The organism is Ferrovibrio sp. (assembly GCF_017994015.1).
Taxonomy (GTDB): domain Bacteria; phylum Pseudomonadota; class Alphaproteobacteria; order Ferrovibrionales; family Ferrovibrionaceae; genus Ferrovibrio.
The window spans coordinates 46,739-63,162 of sequence record NZ_JAGOLP010000012.1 but is presented as its reverse complement, the minus strand read 5'-3'; the positions used below and the strand labels follow the sequence as shown (position 1 = coordinate 63,162).

General features: G+C 62.7%; 15 protein-coding genes. 5 read left to right on the top strand and 10 right to left on the bottom strand.

What is annotated here, in order from left to right; translation table 11 throughout:
• Positions 1-55 precede the first annotated feature (55 nt).
• Both KBB36_RS08845 and chrA read left to right on the top strand, forming a co-directional pair.
• Positions 56-856: a chromate resistance protein ChrB domain-containing protein gene (locus KBB36_RS08845; protein ID WP_290978932.1), complete on the top strand. Its 801-nt coding sequence runs from the start codon at positions 56-58 to the stop codon at positions 854-856.
• On the top strand, positions 853-2,160 hold the full coding sequence (gene chrA / locus KBB36_RS08840; protein ID WP_290978929.1) for a chromate efflux transporter: 1,308 nt from the start codon (positions 853-855) through the stop codon (positions 2,158-2,160). Before KBB36_RS08845 ends, chrA begins: the two co-directional genes overlap by 4 nt.
• Here the strand turns inward: chrA and KBB36_RS08835 are convergent.
• From KBB36_RS08835 to KBB36_RS08810, 6 genes are all read right to left on the bottom strand, one after another.
• On the bottom strand, positions 2,145-2,894 hold the full coding sequence (locus tag KBB36_RS08835; protein WP_290978926.1) for an energy transducer TonB: 750 nt from the start codon (positions 2,892-2,894) through the stop codon (positions 2,145-2,147). The genes chrA and KBB36_RS08835 overlap by 16 nt on opposite strands.
• Positions 2,895-2,896: 2 nt before the next feature.
• Positions 2,897-3,367 (bottom strand): ExbD/TolR family protein, encoded by a 471-nt coding sequence (locus KBB36_RS08830; RefSeq protein WP_290978923.1) that lies wholly within the window; start codon positions 3,365-3,367, stop codon positions 2,897-2,899.
• 11 nt (positions 3,368-3,378) lie between these two features.
• Positions 3,379-4,065, bottom strand: coding sequence for a MotA/TolQ/ExbB proton channel family protein (locus tag KBB36_RS08825; protein ID WP_290978920.1), 687 nt, complete (start codon positions 4,063-4,065; stop codon positions 3,379-3,381).
• Between the two features lie 25 nt (positions 4,066-4,090).
• Positions 4,091-4,774, bottom strand: a complete 684-nt coding sequence (locus tag KBB36_RS08820; RefSeq protein WP_290978917.1) for a Fe2+-dependent dioxygenase — start codon at positions 4,772-4,774, stop codon at positions 4,091-4,093.
• A gap of 22 nt (positions 4,775-4,796) precedes the next feature.
• The gene (locus KBB36_RS08815) at positions 4,797-7,034 is read right to left on the bottom strand and encodes a TonB-dependent siderophore receptor (protein WP_290978914.1); all 2,238 of its coding nucleotides are present in this window, start codon (positions 7,032-7,034) and stop codon (positions 4,797-4,799) included.
• A 243-nt stretch (positions 7,035-7,277) separates the two neighbouring features.
• Positions 7,278-8,711: an NAD-dependent succinate-semialdehyde dehydrogenase gene (locus KBB36_RS08810; RefSeq protein ID WP_290978911.1), complete on the bottom strand. Its 1,434-nt coding sequence runs from the start codon at positions 8,709-8,711 to the stop codon at positions 7,278-7,280.
• A 157-nt stretch (positions 8,712-8,868) separates the two neighbouring features.
• Here KBB36_RS08810 and KBB36_RS08805 point away from each other — a divergent pair, with 157 nt between their 5' ends.
• Positions 8,869-9,771 (top strand): ATP-binding protein, encoded by a 903-nt coding sequence (locus KBB36_RS08805; protein ID WP_290978908.1) that lies wholly within the window; start codon positions 8,869-8,871, stop codon positions 9,769-9,771.
• A 7-nt stretch (positions 9,772-9,778) separates the two neighbouring features.
• Here the strand turns inward: KBB36_RS08805 and KBB36_RS08800 are convergent, their stop codons facing one another.
• The 4 genes from KBB36_RS08800 to dapA form a co-directional block, all read right to left on the bottom strand.
• Positions 9,779-11,176, bottom strand: a complete 1,398-nt coding sequence (locus KBB36_RS08800; protein ID WP_290978905.1) for a peptidoglycan DD-metalloendopeptidase family protein — start codon at positions 11,174-11,176, stop codon at positions 9,779-9,781.
• Between the two features lie 73 nt (positions 11,177-11,249).
• Complete coding sequence (locus KBB36_RS08795) at positions 11,250-11,927, bottom strand: sulfite oxidase-like oxidoreductase (protein WP_290978902.1); 678 nt, start codon at positions 11,925-11,927, stop codon at positions 11,250-11,252.
• Positions 11,928-11,953: 26 nt separating this feature from the next.
• Positions 11,954-12,430 (bottom strand): SsrA-binding protein SmpB, encoded by a 477-nt coding sequence (smpB, locus tag KBB36_RS08790; protein ID WP_290978900.1) that lies wholly within the window; start codon positions 12,428-12,430, stop codon positions 11,954-11,956.
• A gap of 6 nt (positions 12,431-12,436) precedes the next feature.
• Positions 12,437-13,333 (bottom strand): 4-hydroxy-tetrahydrodipicolinate synthase, encoded by an 897-nt coding sequence (gene dapA, locus KBB36_RS08785; RefSeq protein WP_290978898.1) that lies wholly within the window; start codon positions 13,331-13,333, stop codon positions 12,437-12,439.
• A 140-nt stretch (positions 13,334-13,473) separates the two neighbouring features.
• Here dapA and KBB36_RS08780 point away from each other — a divergent pair, with 140 nt between their 5' ends.
• Together KBB36_RS08780 and KBB36_RS08775 are read left to right on the top strand one after the other, a co-directional pair.
• Positions 13,474-14,121: a LysE family translocator gene (locus tag KBB36_RS08780; protein WP_290978895.1), complete on the top strand. Its 648-nt coding sequence runs from the start codon at positions 13,474-13,476 to the stop codon at positions 14,119-14,121.
• A 67-nt stretch (positions 14,122-14,188) separates the two neighbouring features.
• Positions 14,189-16,420 (top strand): lytic transglycosylase domain-containing protein, encoded by a 2,232-nt coding sequence (locus tag KBB36_RS08775; protein WP_290978892.1) that lies wholly within the window; start codon positions 14,189-14,191, stop codon positions 16,418-16,420.
• The last annotated feature ends 4 nt before the right edge of the window (positions 16,421-16,424 follow it).

The window sequence follows — 16,424 nt, the reverse complement described above, 5'->3', positions numbered from 1 at the left end:
CCAAGCACCGCCTTCTGTTCTGCGTCGCTTTGCTGCGGCGGGATGAAGGTGTGTCATGGAAAAAACTGTTTCTCCGATTTCAATCAGCGTAGACGAATTGGACCTGGCAATCCGCCAAGGGCGGTTCCCTTATCTGCTCGATGTACGCCGCAGCCCTCGCTATGACGAAGCGGCGGATACGATCAGCGGAGCCCGGCGGCGTGATCCCGAACAGATGCCTCAGTGGCAGCACGGCATCCCGGCTGATGCTGCTATTGTGGTGTTTTGTGTTTATGGCCATGAAGTTAGCCAGGGGGTGGCGGCCGGGCTGCTGCAGCTGGGGTATAACGTGGCCTATCTTGAAGGTGGCATCGAGGCCTGGCGTGCCATGGGGCTGCCGCTCGGCCCCAAGCCGCCGGCTTCGCCTGGCATCTGGTTGACACGGCAAAGACCAAAGATCGACCGCATTGCCTGCCCCTGGCTGCTGCGCCGCTTCATCGATCCGGATGCGCAGATTCTGTATGTGCCCTCCGAAGACGTGGCCGCCACCGCGAAAAAACTCGGCGGCACCGCCTTTGACATGCCGGGTGCCGAATATGGCCATCATGGCGAATATTGCAGTTTTGATGCTTTCCTGTCCCGTCATGGCTTGGGCAGCAACCCGGGCCTCGCCTTGCTGGCGCGCATCGTGCGGGGCGCCGATACCGGCCAACTGGACCTGGCGCCACAAGCGGCTGGCCTGCTGGCAGTCTCGCTCGGCCTTTCGGAAAAATTTCAGGATGATGACGCCATGTTGACGGCGGCAATGCCGGTCTATGATGCTCTCTATGCGTGGTGCAGCCGCACCGTTTCCGAATTGCCGCAGGCCGCCCGATGACAATTTCTCAAACCATCAATCAACCAAGTTTTTCCGAAGCCCTGCGGGTCTGGGCCAAGATCGGCCTGCTCAGTTTTGGTGGGCCGGCCGGGCAGATCGCCATGATGCATCGCATCGTGGTGGATGAGAAAAAATGGGTCAGCGAGCCGCAATTCCTGCATGCGCTGAATTTCTGCATGCTGCTGCCGGGGCCAGAAGCGCAGCAGCTTGCCACCTATATCGGCTGGCTGCTGCATCGCGCCAAGGGCGGCGTCGCGGCCGGGCTGCTGTTCATCCTGCCGGGCTTTTTTGTGATAGTGGTGCTGGCCACCATCTATGCGCTGTGGCGCGAGATGCCGCTGATCAGTGGCATCTTTTATGGCTTGCAGGCCGCCGTGCTGGCGATTGTGGCCGAAGCCGTGCTGCGGGTGGCCAGGCGTGCGATCAAAACCCGCCTGCTGCTCGGCCTGGCCGGCGCGGCTTTCATCGCCATCTTCCTGCTCAAAATTCCCTTCCCCGTCATCGTGCTGGGGGCCGCTTTGTTCGGCTGGCTGGTGGGGCGCTGGCGACCGGCGCTGATCCAGCCGGGCAAACTTGGCCAGGATGCCGATGTGTTGCCCAGCGTGCCGCCCAGCCTGCGGCGCAATCTGCTGGTGCTGACGATTTTTGGCCTGCTGTGGTTTGTGCCGGTGGGATTGCTGTTTGCACAGTATGGCGCCGGGCATGTGCTGCCGCGTATCGCCTGGTTTTTCAGCGAGATGGCGGTGGTGACTTTTGGCGGCGCCTATGCCGTGCTGGCCTATGTCGGGCAGCAGGCGGTGCAGGTATATGGCTGGCTCTCACCCAGCGAAATGGTTGATGGCCTAGGCTTGGCCGAAACCACGCCGGGACCGCTGATCCTGGTGCTCACCTTTGTCGGCTATCTTGCCGGCTTCCGCTTCAGCGGCATCGAACCGGCCTGGCTCGGCGGCCTGGCCGGCGGCACCCTGGCCACCTGGGTCACGTTTGTGCCCTGCTTCCTGTGGATTTTCCTAGGCGCGCCTTATATCGAGCGCATCCGCCATGTCGCTGCCTTCAATCATGCCCTCACCGCAATCACCGCCGCCGTGGTTGGCGTGATCCTGAATCTGGCCGTGTGGTTTGGCCTGCATGTGATATTCCGCGATGGCGCGCTGACCACGGCTGCCTTTGATCCTGTCGCCGCCCTGCTCAGCCTGACGGCCCTGGTCGCCGTGCTGCGCTTCCATCTCGGGCTTGGCTGGCTGCTCGGCGCCGCCGCAATCTGCGGCGTGCTTGCCAAGCAGTTGCCTCACCTCTTGATGTGAAAATCAATCGGCACCGCCAGATCGAGCACGTTCTTGGCTAGTTCGGGCGGGAATGGCGGCAAGGGCAGCGCCCGGCGCACGGTTTCCAGCGCCGCTTCATCCAGTAATTCATGCCCAGAACTGCGCAGAACCGTAACTGAAGCCACACTGCCATCCCGGTTCAATACGAACCGCAATTGCGGCGTGCCTTCCAGCCGGCGCAGCAGCGCGCGGCGCGGATATTCTTTCGACTTATTCAGCGCCAGCGAAATCCGCGCCAGATAAGCCTGTTCGGCATCGGCAATGCTGGCCGCGCTGGCAGCCGGCGGCATTGGCGGGCCAGGTACTGGCGGCGCAGGCTGTGGCGGCTGCGGTGCGGCCTGCACCGGCGTCGGGGCTGGCACCGGCGTCGGCTGTGGTGGCGCCTCAACCGGCTTGGGCGGCGGCGGCAATGGCTTGGGTTTCGGCGGCGCCGGTTTGGGCTTCGGCGGCGGTGGCGGCGGTTCCGGTTCGGGATCAGGCTCCGGCGCCTTTGATTCGATCACGGGCAGCGGCTGTTCCGCCACGGGTGGCGGAGGCGGTGGTGGCGGTGGTGGTGGTGGTGGTGGTGGCGGCAGACTGGCCATTTGAATGGCGATACTGGGCAATTCTTCGCTTTTGGCATCCAGCGGCTGCGGCGCATGCAACACCACCAGCAACGCCAGCAGCGCGGCTGCATGCAGGGCAACCGAAATGATCCAGGCACGCAATCCCATGGTCAGGGCTTCCCGCCCTTCCCTTGCGCCCCGGGCTCCAACCCTTCGGCCACCAATGAGATACGCGAAAAGCCGGCCTTGCCCACCAAGCCCATCACTTCCATGACGCGGCCGTAATCCAACGCTTTGTCTCCGCGCACATAGATCGTCATGTTCGGATCGCCGCCACGTAGCGCACTCAATGTGCCAACCAGCGCGGCTTCCTCCACCGGCTCCTTGCGGATGAACAATTTGCCGTCGCGGTCAACCGACAGCACCAGCGGATCGGGCGCCGGCGCCACCCGCTCGGCAGCGGTCTTGGGCAGCTTGAGCGGCACACCAACCATCATCAGCGGCGCCGCCACCATGAACACGATCAGCAGCACCAGCATCACATCGACCAGCGGCGTGACATTGATTTCAGCCAGCGGCCGGTAGCCGCCATCACCCAGATCGTCGGAATCGCCCGAACCGCCGGGCGTAATCTGTCCCATTGCCATGGCGCTTACTCGGCCACATTGGCAGCGCGCGACTTGCCGTCACGCGCCAGGCGATTGCCGATAATGCCGATGCCGGCATTGAAGCGCTGGCCGATGCGGCCCAGATCGGTGGCGAATTTGTTATAAGCCATCACCGCCGGGATCGCGGCCACCAGGCCCAGCGCGGTGGCCAGCAAGGCCTCGGCAATACCGGGCGCCACCACGGCCAGCGAGGTATCGTTGGATTGGGCAATGGCCGTGAAGCTGTTCATGATGCCCCACACGGTGCCGAACAGGCCGATGAACGGCGCCGCCGAGCCGATAGTGGCCAGGAATGGCAGGCCGGGTTCAACCCGGCGCAGTTCTGCGGCAAAACTGGCGCGCATGGCGCGCTCGATCCGTTCGCGGCGATCCTTGCGGCTTTCCTGGCCGTCGCCATCGCGCCATTCCACCAGCGCGCTGCGCAATGCGCTCAGCGCCACCGGGCCAAGCGCACCCTCGGCAGGCAGGCCGGCACCATTCTCGATCCCGGCCTCAAAAGCCGCCGCCTCGCGGCGCAGCCGGCGCACGGCCATCAGCTTGTCGATCATGATGGCCCAGCAGGCAATGGAAGCCAGCAGCAACAGCAGCATCACGATCTTGACGATGATATCAGCCTGTAGGAACAGGCCGAACATCGTGTGATCGGTTACGCTGGGGATCATATCGGTCATCGCTCTTGCCTTCTCTAACGGCCGCTCAGGCATCAGCCCAGCGGCGCAACAAATTGTGATAAATGCCGGTCAGCCGCACCACGGCAGCGTCGGTCAGACCATGGGCAGCGGCCAGTTGCTGAATGGTGCGATCCAGTTCAAACAGCATCTGCCGCTCGCCATCATCCCGCACCATGCTCTGGATCCAGAAGAAACTTGCCAGCCGTGCACCGCGTGTCACCGGCCGCACCTGATGCAGGCTGGTTGACGGATACAGCACCATGTCGCCCGCAGGCAGTTTGGCGCTGTGGTTGCCATAGGTATCCTCCACGATCAGCTCGCCGCCGTCATATTCCTCCGGCTCAACCAGAAACAAGGTGGCGGATAGATCAGTGCGGATCCGATGCGCCGTGCCACGAACGGCGCGGATCGCATTATCGACATGCAAACCGAATGTCTCGCCGGCATCATACCGATTGAACATCGGCGGAAAGGTTTTGAGCGGCAGCGCGGCTGAAATGAACAGCTGTGATTGCGCCAGGGCATCCAGAACCATATTGCCCAGTTCAGCCGCCACCGGGCTGTTTTCCGGTAATTGCTGATTATGCTTGACCTGGGCGGATTGGGCGCCCGCAGTGACTTTGCCATCCACCCAACTCGCTGCCGCCATTGCCTGCCGGAAATGCGCGACTTGCTGTTTCGACAGCACGGAAGGGATATGGAGCATCATCGCGGGCGCGATCCTTTATGGGTCAGAACTTGAACGCGGTGGTGAGCAGCACACTGCGGCCCGGGGCCACATGGGTGAATGGCGTGCCGCTACGATAAGTGGCATCATAATACAGCTCATTGAGCAAATTTTGCACATTGAGCCGCGCCGTCACATTTTCGTTGATCTTGTAACTCGCCATGGCATCAAAACGCCAGTATTCCGGCGCCTCTGTGTCATTGGAAGCCAGCGTGCCACCCTTGCGCGAACCAACATAGAAAGCGCCCAGACCGAGGGTGAAATCCGAGGTCAGGTCATAGGTGGTCCACAGGCTGAACTGGTGATCGGCGGTATTTGCCAGCCGCTTGCCGACATCCGCCGCAGTGGTGGATTTGAGGATTTCGGTATCCAGCAGCATATAGCCGCCAAATACCTTCCAGGCATCCGTAAGCTTGCCGGCGAATTCAAACTCCACGCCCTGGGCGCGGGCCTCGCCATCCAGCACATTCTGGCCGCCGCCCGGATTGGCCACCCGCATGTTGGTCTTGTTGGTGCGGAACAAGGCTGAGGTCAGCGCCAGGCGACCATCAATCAGGTCCCATTTGGTGCCAATTTCGTAGCTGACGCTGCGCTCAGGATCGAGGCCGGTGGTGGCAGTGGAGAAACCGCCATAGGCTGCATCGGTGGCGGCGTCGAGATTTTCACCAGACGGATTGGCCGAGGTGCCATAGGACAGGTAGATGCTGCCATTCGGCGCCGGCTTGTACACTACACCGCCCTGCCAGCTGAAGAAGCGATTATGAACCCCAAGATTGTTGGTGGTGGCGGAATTGGTATCGATCTTGGCGTCGTAATCGTCGTAGCGCAGGCCGCCCATCACCTGCCATTGCGGGTTGAGCTTGACGGTATCAAACACATAGGCAGCAGCATTCACCGCAACGATATCGGTATAATTGGCGCTCGGCGTGATAGTGCCGGTCCAGGCACGATAGGGATCCGGGCTGTAGATATTCTGCGACACACTGGTGGGGGTCACCGTATAGCCGCGATTCTTGGCACGGTCGCGGCTCACTTCAATGCCGCTGACCAGGGTGTGGTCCAGGCCGCCGGTGGCGAAATCCCAGGTCAGGTCAGTCTGGCTCGACCAAGATGTATTATCCTGGTTCCGGCTCTTGGCACTGGCATTCACGGTGCCAGCCGTGAAGTTCGGGCCTTCCGGCGCCGAGACAACATATTCGTTGGTGGTGAGGCCAACACGCATCTGATGCCGCAGCTTCATGGCGTAATTGATCTCATGGTCAAAACGCACGGTGAAGATGTCGGCTTCCACATGCTGGAAATCACGATTGACCAGGCCGTAGAAATTATTGCCAAACGGCTCGCGGTTTCGCGCATCCCATGGCACGCCGTAATCAGGCAGCGCATCCAGATAGAAATGGTAATAACTGACCGTCATCGAGGTTGGCTGGTTGAGGCCGAGGGTCAGCGAGGGCGCAATGCCCCAGCGATCGCTGTAAACCGGGCCACGGCCCGGCACCTCACCTTCATTCCACATCGCATTGACACGCAATGCCATGTCGGTGCCGATGGTCTGGTTCACGTCGGTGGTGATGCGGCGCTGGCTGGCATTGCCGAAGCTGATATCGCCGGCAATGAAATCCTCAGCCTTTGGTTCCTTTGACACGATATTCACGGTGCCGCCGGTGGAGCCGCGACCGGTATAGGACGAACCCGGCCCCTTGGTGATTTCAACCCGTTCGGTATTGAAGATTTCGCGCACACCGGCGCCCGGATCGCGCTGGCCGTCCAGGAACACATCGCCGCGCGCTTCAAAGCCACGGATGATGATGCGGTCGCCAAAGGAATTGCCGCCTTCGCCGGTGCCCAACGTGATACCCGGCTGCGTGCGCATCGCATCCTTGAAGCTGGTGATGCCCTGCTCCTCGATCACTTCACGCGGGATCACGGTGATGGTCTTGGGCGTATCGACCAGCGGTTCGGTGAATTTTGGCGAAGTGGCGCGATCCACCTTGTAATCGCCCGGTACGTCCTCGGCCTTGGCCGGGCGCTTGCCCTCCTCGCCCTCCACCGTGATGGTGGGCAGCCTGGTCGGCTGCGGCTCGGCATTCTGGGCCTGCGCCCAGGCATCGCCTGCGCCCATGCTGGCAGCGGCGGCCACACCCAGCAGGGCGGCCCGCAAATTCAGCCCGGCGCGCTCAATGCGCGGGGCAACAGAAAATTCCGACAAGGTATTGTTCGGTTTAATATCCAGCTCAGTCATGGTCAGGCCTCCGGCTCTGCTGCGGATGGTTCTGTCCTGGCTGGCTGGATACGGCTTGCTGGCGCCGTATTGGCTGGCTGGGTTGTTTGTGACGCCGGAAAGGTCGGGGATTCCGCTCCGGACACGGAGCTTGTAATGCGCCCGAAATCTTGTTGCAACTAATTATCAAGATAAAATAGCTATAAATAAACTATCCGCAAAAAAGGGGGCCGCAGCCCCCTTTCTCACATATATGCCAGGAAGTTAGAGGCCAACCTGGGTGATGAACTTGGTGTTCAGGTAAGACTCGATGGCTTCCGAACCGCCTTCCGAGCCATAGCCCGAATCCTTGATGCCGCCAAACGGCACTTCCGGCAGTGCCAGGCCGTGATGGTTGATCGACACCATGCCGCTTTCGAAGGCCGAGCCGATAGCCGCCGCCGTCTTGGCCGACTTGGTATAGGCATAGGCTGCCAGACCAAAGGGCAGCCGGTTGGCTTCGCTCACCACCGCGTCGAAATCCGAGAAGGCGCTGATCGGCGCCAGCGGGCCAAACGGTTCCTCGTTCATGATGCGGGCATCCAGCGGCACATCGGTCAGCACGGTCGGCTCAAAGAAATTGCCGACATTGCCAATGCGCTTGCCGCCGGTCTGCACCTTGGCGCCACGGCTAACGGCATCGGCAACAAACATCTCCATCGCCTGCACGCGGCGGTCATTGGCCAGCGGACCCATGCGGGTATCCTTGTCCATGCCGTCGCCCACCTTGAGCTTCTTGGCGGCAGCAACAAAGCCATCAACGAACTGGCCATAAACCTTTTCATGCACCAGGAAGCGGGTCGGCGACACGCAGACCTGGCCGGCATTGCGGAACTTGTTGGCCGACAGCACCTTCACCGCCACATCCACATCAGCATCTTCAAACACGATGGCCGGGGCATGACCGCCGAGTTCCATGGTGATGCGCTTCATATGCTGGCCGGCCAGCATCGAGAGATGCTTGCCCACCGGGGTGGAGCCAGTGAAGGTGATCTTGCGGATCACCGGATGCGGGATCAGGTATTCCGAGATTTCCGACGGAATGCCGTAGACCAGCTGCACCACACCTTCCGGCACGCCGGCATCGAGATAGGCTTGCACCAAAGCAGCGCAGGCAGCCGGGGTTTCTTCCGGGCCCTTCAGGATGATCGAGCAGCCGGCGGCCAAAGCCGCCGAAACCTTGCGCACCGCCTGGTTGATCGGGAAATTCCACGGCGTGAATGCCGCCACCGGACCCACCGGTTCCTTCACCACAAGCTGATACACACCTTCGGCGCGCGGCGGAATCACGCGGCCATAGGTGCGGCGCGCTTCCTCGGCAAACCAGTCCATAATGTCGCCGGCCAGGGCGGTTTCACCCTTGGCTTCGATGAACGGCTTGCCCTGCTCCAGGGTCATGATCTTGCCGATTTCATCAGCGCGGCTGCGGATGATATCGGCCGCCTTGCGCAGAATCTTGTAGCGGTCGTAGCCCGAAACCTTCTTCCACACCTGGAAGCCCTTATCGGCGGCGGCCAGAGCGCGATCCAGATCGGCCTTCTCGGCCTTGGCGACCGTGCCGATCACTTCGCCGGTGGCCGGGTTCAGCACCGGAATGGTGGCGCCGGCGGCACCGCCGCTCCAGGTGCCGCCAATATGCAATTGCGTATTCGGGTACATGCTTTTTTCCTCCTGCTTCGTGCCCTGATTCATATCCTGGGGGGATCGTTTCGGACCGGAGTATGGCCGAAACGGCATGGCTCCGCTACGGCTTGCGCCGGGCTTGCCGGCTCAGCAATATGGCGCTCCGTCCGAGAGAAAAAAGCAGATCAAAACCGTGAAAAAAGTCGAGCTTCCCACCGACCCCACCACCGCCATTGCCGCCAGTCTGGCGCAAATCGCCGCCGCCCTTGAGCGCCTGGCGCCGCCGCCTGCGCCGGTTTTTGATGACAAGGCCGCCGATGCTTATGTGTGGCATGCCCTGCCGCTGCCGGGCTGGCTGGAGCCAGTGCCGCAGATCAACGCGGTGCCGATCAAGCTGCTGCGCGGCGTTGATCGTGTGCGCGATATCCTGCTGGATAACACCGAGCGTTTCGCCCGTGGCCTGCCGGCCAATAATGCGCTGCTCTGGGGCGCGCGCGGCATGGGCAAAAGCTCGCTGGTGAAGGCGGCTTTGGGTGCCGTGAATGCCGACAAGCCGGGCGCCATGGCGCTGGTCGAAATCCACCGCGAGGATATCCCCACCCTGCCCGAACTGCTCAAGCAGCTGCGCGACTCGCAGCGGCGCTACATCCTGTTCTGCGACGATCTTTCCTTTGATGCCGAGGATCAGCATTACAAATCGCTCAAGGCGGTGCTGGAAGGCGGCATCGAAGGGCGGCCGGAAAATGTGATCTTCTACGCCACCTCGAACCGCCGCCACCTGCTGCCGCGCGACATGGTGGATAATGAGCGTTCGACCGCGATCAATCCCGGCGAGGCGGTGGAAGAAAAAGTCTCGCTCTCGGATCGTTTTGGCCTCTGGCTTGGCTTCCATTCCTGTAGTCAGGATGATTATTTCGCCATGCTGGATGCCTATGTCGCCGCCTACGACCTCAAGATCGAACCGGAAAAACTGCGCGCCGAAGCCGTCGAATGGTCAATGACACGCGGCTCGCGCTCGGGCCGCGTCGCCTGGCAGTTCATCCAGGATCTGGCCGGTCGCCTTGGTGTGAGGCTGACACAGAAGCCACTTAGTTAAGCCTTAATCAGCCCGCCATCACCTCGGTTGTGGCGGGCTGAAACAGCTCCAGCATCGCCACGGTGAGGAATTTTGCCGGGTCGACCGCCTGGGTGCCGCGGCGGATTTCAAAATGCAGCTGCGGCTGGTCAACCGCGCCACTGCTGCCCACAGTGGCAATGGCCTGGCCACGCTTCACCTGCTGGCCCTTCTGCACCAGCACACGATCCAGATGCGCATAGGCCGTGATCCAGCCATCGGCATGGCGCACCAGCAGCAGATTGCCAAAGCCGCGCAATTCACTGCCCGCGTAAACCACCACGCCATTTTCGGCGGCAATCACCGGTGCGCCATTACGCGCGGCGATATTGATGCCATCGTTATGCAGGCCATCCGGCTTGGGGCCAAAAGTGGACAGGATGCGGCCCCGCACCGGCCAGGCAAAAGTGCGGCCTGAGCGCGGCGGCGGCTCCTCATCCACCTGCGGCTTGGCAATGGCAGGCGGTGCTGCCGGCGCAGCCACCGGCGTTGGTGTCGGGGCTGGTACAGGAACTGGCGGCGCGGCGGCCACCTGTGGCTCAGGCTGCATCGCGGGCTGTGGCTCAATCTGCGCAGCTTGAGCCGGCGAGGCCGGAATGCTCACCTCCGGCAACGGCGCCGGCTTGGCAGGTGGCGGGGCTGGCATTGCTGCTGGTGCTGGTGCCACGGCAGGGGCCGGCACTGGGCCGGAGGTGCCGGGCGGCGGCAATTCCTGCACCGCAACGCCGGTGCCGGTAAGGGCCGGCGCCGTCGGAGCCGGCATAGTCGAGGTCGGTGAAACCGGAAAGGCACTGGCCTGGCGTGTCGCTGGGGCGGTCGCGGCCGGCTCAACCGGGCTGGCGGCAGCCACCGCCACAGCGCCGCTGCTGCCAGGCACACGCAAAGCCTGGCCGATGGCGATGGCATAGGGCGCCTGCAACTGATTGGCACTGGCCATGCTGTAAACGTCCACGCCATAGGCGCGTGAGATGGCGTAAAGCGTTTCTCCGCGCTGCACCATATGCAGCCGTTCGCCCGGCAGGCGCAGGCGCTGGCCGGGTTGCAGGATATAGGGCGCTTGCAGATTGTTGGCGTCGATCAGGGCGCGCGGCGGCAGATTATGCTGCCGCGCCAAGCCATAAAGCGTGTCGCCGCGCTGCACCACGATATCGCCGCCATGCGGCTCGGGTGCCTGTTGCACCGCCTGGGCCGGCATGGCTGCCTGTTGCTGGGCTGCCTGCTGCATGATGGATTGGCCGGCAGGCTGCGCCGCCTCCATCGTTGGCTCGGTGCGATGATGAAAACTGACCGGCGCTGGCGCCTGCTGGCCGCAAGCCGCCAGCCAGAGCAGCACAAGCGGCATCATGCGTCCGGACAGGCGCGGTCTGATTTCTCGGCCGGTGCTCACCCGAACATCCTCATAAACAGCAAGCGACTCGAATCGATACCATTGGCATGGTTAGCAAAGGCTTAATTTTGCTCTAACCGTAGCGGTCCTCTTTCCAGGGATCGCCTTCATTATGATAGCCGCGCACTTCCCAATAGCCCGGCGCATCGCGATCCAGAAAGGCGATATGCTTCACCCATTTCGCCGATTTCCAGAAATACCAGCGCGGCATCACCACCCGCACCGGGCCGCCATGCTCACGCTTCAAGGGGTCGCCTTCCCAGGAATGCGCCAGCAGCACATCCGGTGCGCTGAAATGCTCCAGCGTCACATTGGTGGCATAGCCGTCATAACTCTGGAACACCACATGGCGGGCTTCCGGGCGCGGCTTCACCAGCTTGAGCAGATCACGCGCCAGCACGCCGGCCCAGCGATTGTCATACCGCGACCAGGCGGTGACACAGTGAATATCGGAAACCGTGTCGGTTTGCGGCAGGTCGAGAAAATCATTCCAGCCCAGCTTCACCGGATTAGCCACCAGGCCGCCGACGCTGAGCTGCCACTTGTCGAGCAGGATATTCGGCTGCACGCCCAGATCGAGCACCGGCCAGTCCCGCACCAGACGCTGGCCGGGCGGCAGGCGGCGGGCTTGTGGCGCGCTGGCCGCCTCGCCGGTCAGCAAACGGCCATCCTTGGCCCATTGCTGCTTGCTGCTGATCAGCTTGTCCTTGATCTGGCCGAGCAGGCCCGGCTTGTAATCGTCACCGCTCATCGCTCGCCTCTTTCATCCGCCACCGCTTAGTCTCTGGTGCGCAGCAGCCTCTGCTTTTCGCGATTCCAGTCGCGCTCTTTTTCGCTCGCGCGTTTGTCATGCAGCTTTTTGCCGCGCGCCAGGGCGATCTTCACCTTGGCCAGACCACGCTCGTTGAAATATAGGGAGAGCGGCACCAGCGTCACCCCGCCGCGTTTCAGGCTCCCGATAAGTTTACCGATTTCCTTCTTCTTCAGCAGCAGCTTGCGCGGGCGGCGCGGCTCGTGGTTGAAGCGGTTGGCACCGGCATATTCCGGGATATAGGCATTCACCAGCAGGATTTCGCCGTTTTTTTCCTCGGCATAGGAATCCTGAATATTGGCCCGGCCGTTGCGCAGGCTTTTGACCTCCGAGCCGAGCAACACAATGCCGGCGTCAAAAGTCTCGTCCAGGGCATAATCGTAGCGCGCGCGCCGGTTGTCGGCCACCGTCTTGGACTGGCCGGCGCGCGTTGCGGCTGCCATGCTGGATTACTTCTTTTTGGTCTTGCGCGGCTTGGCGAGGCCGGCAGCCTTGAGCGCAGCCTTCACCTTGGCCTGGGTGTCCTTGCTGACCCCAACCAGAGGCAGCCGCACATCCGCCTGGCAAATCCCGAGCAGCGAGGCGGCATATTTCACCGGCGCCGGATTGGGCTCGACAAACAACGTGGTATGCAGCGGCAACAGCTTTTCCATGATCGCCAGCGCCTTGGCATGATCGCCGGCCAGGCTGGCTTCCTGCATCTGCGCCACCGGACCCGGGGCGATATTGGCGGTGACGGAAATGCAGCCAACGCCGCCATGAGCATTGAAAGCCAGCGCGGTGGCATCATCGCCATCCAACTGGCAGAAAGCTTCGCCGGCCGCAGCACGCATACGCAGCGGGCGCAGGATATCGCCCGTGGCATCCTTCACGCCGGCAATACGCGGCAACTTGGCCAAGGCCGCCATGGTTTCCACGCTCATGTCGATCACGCAGCGCGGCGGTATATTATAGATGAAGATCGGAATGCGGGTGGCATCGTGCAGCGCCTTGTAATGCGCAAACAGGCCGGCCTGGTTCGGCTTGTTGTAATACGGCGTCACCACCAGCACGGCATCGGCGCCGGCCTTCTTGGCATGCTTGGTCAGTTCAATGGCTTCGGCGGTGGAATTCGAGCCCGCGCCAGCCATCACCGGCACGCGGCCACGCGCCACTTCGATGCACAATTCCACCACGCGCTTATGCTCGTCATGGCTCAGGGTGGGCGATTCACCAGTGGTGCCGCACGGCACCAGGCCATGGGTACCTTCCGCAATCTGCCATTCCACCAGATCGCCGAAGGCGCGCTCATCCACCTTGCCGTTCTTGAACGGGGTGATCAGCGCAACAAAAGAGCCCTTGAACATGAGCGTGTCCTCAAGATTCCATAGTTTCCGGCACCATAGAGGGCGCAGCCGGGAACGGCAAGCCACCAGCGCCGATGTTGCGCCGCACATGGCGGCCGGCTGATACTAAGGGCAGCCCCCAACATATTTCGGAGTCGGCCATGGATTTACTGCCCAGCCTGCTTGCCCTTGCCGGCATGCATATCCTGATGGCGATGGTGCCGGGGCCGAATACCGTGGTGGTCAGCCACTTTTCCGCCGCCGTTTCTCGCCGCGCCGGGCTTACGGCCATGGCGGGCGTGGTGCTGGCTTCGCTGCTTTGGGTAGCGCTCAGCCTGGCCGGTATCGGATTGCTGCTGCAACAGGCCGGGGATTTCTACCGACTCTTGCGTCTGATCGGCACGCTTTACCTGCTTTACGTCGGCTTCCGCCTGCTGCGCAATGCTTGGCGGCCGGCGCAGCAGGGTGGCGCTCCGGCGCTGGGGCGGCTCGGCCAGCAGCCATTCATGGCCGGCTTGCTCACCACATTGAGCAATCCGAAATCGGCGGTGTTCTGGACCAGCGTTTTCGCCGTAGCGCTGCCGGCCCAGCCGCCGACCTGGTTTTATACTGCCATACTAGGGTTGATCGGGCTGCAATCGATGCTCTGGTACGGCTTGATCGCTCTGCTGCTTTCCACTGGGATGGCCCGGCGCAGCTACGCCACCTGCGCCCGCTGGCTGGATGCAACCGCGGGTGCGGTGATGCTGGCGCTGGGCCTGCGCCTTGGCGATGAAGTGCGGCGCGAAATGGCGCTGCGCCTGCCCTGAAATAATTGCCACCGACGCCGTGTATCGGATTTTGCTCTGGGCGGCCAAAAATGTTAGGCTGCTCAAGATGCTTAGTCGATTGAACCGTTCTCTGCTGCTGATCGCCCTGCTTGCTGCGGGCGCTGTGGCTGTTGCTCATCGCCCGGTTCTGGCAGCCGAGGCGCATGCCGCCACGATCCCGGCCGCCAGTAAGGCAAAGCCCAAGCCAGCCACTGCCAGCGTGCCAAAACCGGTGCCGAAGCCGGCCACCGCCAAGCCCGCCGCGCCGGGCAAAAAGGCAGCGGCCAAAGCGCCAGCCAAAAAGCCTGCCGGCGAAACCGCAAAAAAAGCCGCCACGGCTGTGGCCCCGGCACTGGCCTTGGCGCCGGCCATCCTGCTGAGCCAGAATGACCAGGCGCTGGGCCGCGAGGCGATGCGCGAAGCTGCTGCCGGGCGTTTTGACAAGGCGCGTGAACTTGCCGCCCGCGCCCGTGAGCCGCTGGTGGGCCGGCTGGTGCATTGGCTGTGGCTGCAAACCCCCAATTCCGGCGCGCCGTTTGAAGCGATTGCCGAATTCATCGAGAAATCGCCTGACTGGCCGGCACGCGAGGCTTTGTTGCGCCGCGCTGATGAGGTCATCACCGAAGCCGTGGGCGATGCCCGCATTATCCAGTGGTATGCCGCCCGACCGCCCGAAAGCGGCCTGGGCTGGCTGCGGCTGGCCGAAGCCTATGACCGCCAGGGCCGTGGCACCGAAGCCTTGGCAGCGGTGCGCAAGGCCTGGACCGAAGGCAATCTGGCTTTACGCGATGAAAACGAGATGTGGCGTGAATTCGGCAGCCGGCTGACCTCGGCCGAGAATGCACTGCGGCTCGACCGCCTGCTCTGGGACGGCCAATATGATGCCGCCCGCCGCATGCTGCCGCGCGTGGATGCCGAAACCCGTATGCTGGGCGAGGCACGGCTGGCGCTGGCTTTGCGCAGCCCGGGCGCCGAGCGCCTTGCCGCTGGCCTGCCGCAGCATCTGCGTGAGGATGGCGGCCTGAGCTATGACCGCATGCGCTGGAATCGCCGCGAGGGCAAGGACGATATCGTTGAAAGCCTGCTCTACAACGCACCTGACGAACTTGGCCGGGCCGAAAAATGGTGGGTTGAGCGGCATTACCGCGCCCGCAAGGCAATGATCGAGGGCCGCATCTCGGAAGCCTACCGGCTGGCCGCCAATCATGGGCTGAGCGGCGGTTCCAGCTTCGCCGAAGCCGAATGGCTGGCCGGCTGGATCGCCCTGCGGCTGTTGCAGGAGCCCAGGATTGCGCTGAAACACTTCACTGCCTTGCAGGCCAATGTGCGCACCCCGGTGAGCCAGGCGCGGGCCGGCTACTGGCTCGGCCGCAGTCACGAAGTGCTGGACGACAAGCCCCAGGCCAAGCTGTGGTATGCCCAGGCCGCCAGGCATTCCACCAGCTTCTATGGCCAGCTTGCCGCCTTTGCGCTTGATCCGAACGCGCGGCTGCAATTGCCTGAAGAAACCGAGCCGAGCGCGGCTGCCATTGCCGCGTTCGACAAGCGCGAAGTGGTGCGCGCCGCCAAAATCCTGATGGAACTGGGCCAGGAAGCCCGGCTGAGGCCGTTCATCCTGCGGCTGGCCCACACCGCTGAAACCCCGGCCGATCACCAGCTTGCCGCCCGGCTGGCGCGCATGCTGAACCGGGTCGATCTTGCCGTGGCCGCCACCAAACGCTCAGCGCGCTACGCTGGTATCAGCCTGGTGCGTGAAGCTTTCCCGCTGGTGGAGCCGATGGCGCAGACCAATACGCCGGAAACCGCCCTGGTGCTGGCCGTGGCGCGGCAGGAAAGCGAATTTAATCAATATGCCGTTTCGCCAGTGGGGGCGCGCGGCCTGATGCAACTGATGCCGGCCACCGCCAAGGGCGTGGCGAAGGAAGTGAAGCAGGCCTATTCCCCGGCCAAGCTGACCGATGACGCGCATTACAATGTGCGCCTGGGCAGCCATTACCTGGATGGCCTGCTGCGCAACTGGGACCACAATTACATCCTGGCCCTGGCCAGCTACAATGCCGGCGAAGCGCGGGCACGCAAATGGATCAAGGATTGGGGCGATCCGCGTTATGAAAGCGTTGATGCTGTGGACTGGATCGAGCTGATCCCGTTTTCCGAAACGCGCAATTATGTGCAGCGCGTGCTGGAATCAGCCCAGGTCTACCGCGCCCTGCTGAAAGGCGCCTCGCCCACGGCCGACCGCCTGCAAGCCGATCTGCGTGGCATGCCGCGCAAGGCTTGCGCCAGCACAAGCTGCTGAACCG

Coding starts and splice junctions, on each gene's coding strand:
- KBB36_RS08845 (WP_290978932.1), top strand. CDS start 56: ATGGAAAAAACTGTTTCTCCGATTTCAATCAGCGTAGACGAATTGGAC.
- KBB36_RS08780 (WP_290978895.1), top strand. CDS start 13,474: ATGGATTTACTGCCCAGCCTGCTTGCCCTTGCCGGCATGCATATCCTG.
- KBB36_RS08810 (WP_290978911.1), bottom strand. CDS start 8,711: ATGTACCCGAATACGCAATTGCATATTGGCGGCACCTGGAGCGGCGGT.
- KBB36_RS08795 (WP_290978902.1), bottom strand. CDS start 11,927: ATGAGCGGTGACGATTACAAGCCGGGCCTGCTCGGCCAGATCAAGGAC.
- dapA (WP_290978898.1), bottom strand. CDS start 13,333: ATGTTCAAGGGCTCTTTTGTTGCGCTGATCACCCCGTTCAAGAACGGC.
- KBB36_RS08820 (WP_290978917.1), bottom strand. CDS start 4,774: ATGATGCTCCATATCCCTTCCGTGCTGTCGAAACAGCAAGTCGCGCAT.
- KBB36_RS08835 (WP_290978926.1), bottom strand. CDS start 2,894: ATGGGATTGCGTGCCTGGATCATTTCGGTTGCCCTGCATGCAGCCGCG.
- chrA (WP_290978929.1), top strand. CDS start 853: ATGACAATTTCTCAAACCATCAATCAACCAAGTTTTTCCGAAGCCCTG.
- smpB (WP_290978900.1), bottom strand. CDS start 12,430: ATGGCAGCCGCAACGCGCGCCGGCCAGTCCAAGACGGTGGCCGACAAC.
- KBB36_RS08815 (WP_290978914.1), bottom strand. CDS start 7,034: ATGACTGAGCTGGATATTAAACCGAACAATACCTTGTCGGAATTTTCT.
- KBB36_RS08775 (WP_290978892.1), top strand. CDS start 14,189: ATGCTTAGTCGATTGAACCGTTCTCTGCTGCTGATCGCCCTGCTTGCT.
- KBB36_RS08830 (WP_290978923.1), bottom strand. CDS start 3,367: ATGGGACAGATTACGCCCGGCGGTTCGGGCGATTCCGACGATCTGGGT.
- KBB36_RS08825 (WP_290978920.1), bottom strand. CDS start 4,065: ATGACCGATATGATCCCCAGCGTAACCGATCACACGATGTTCGGCCTG.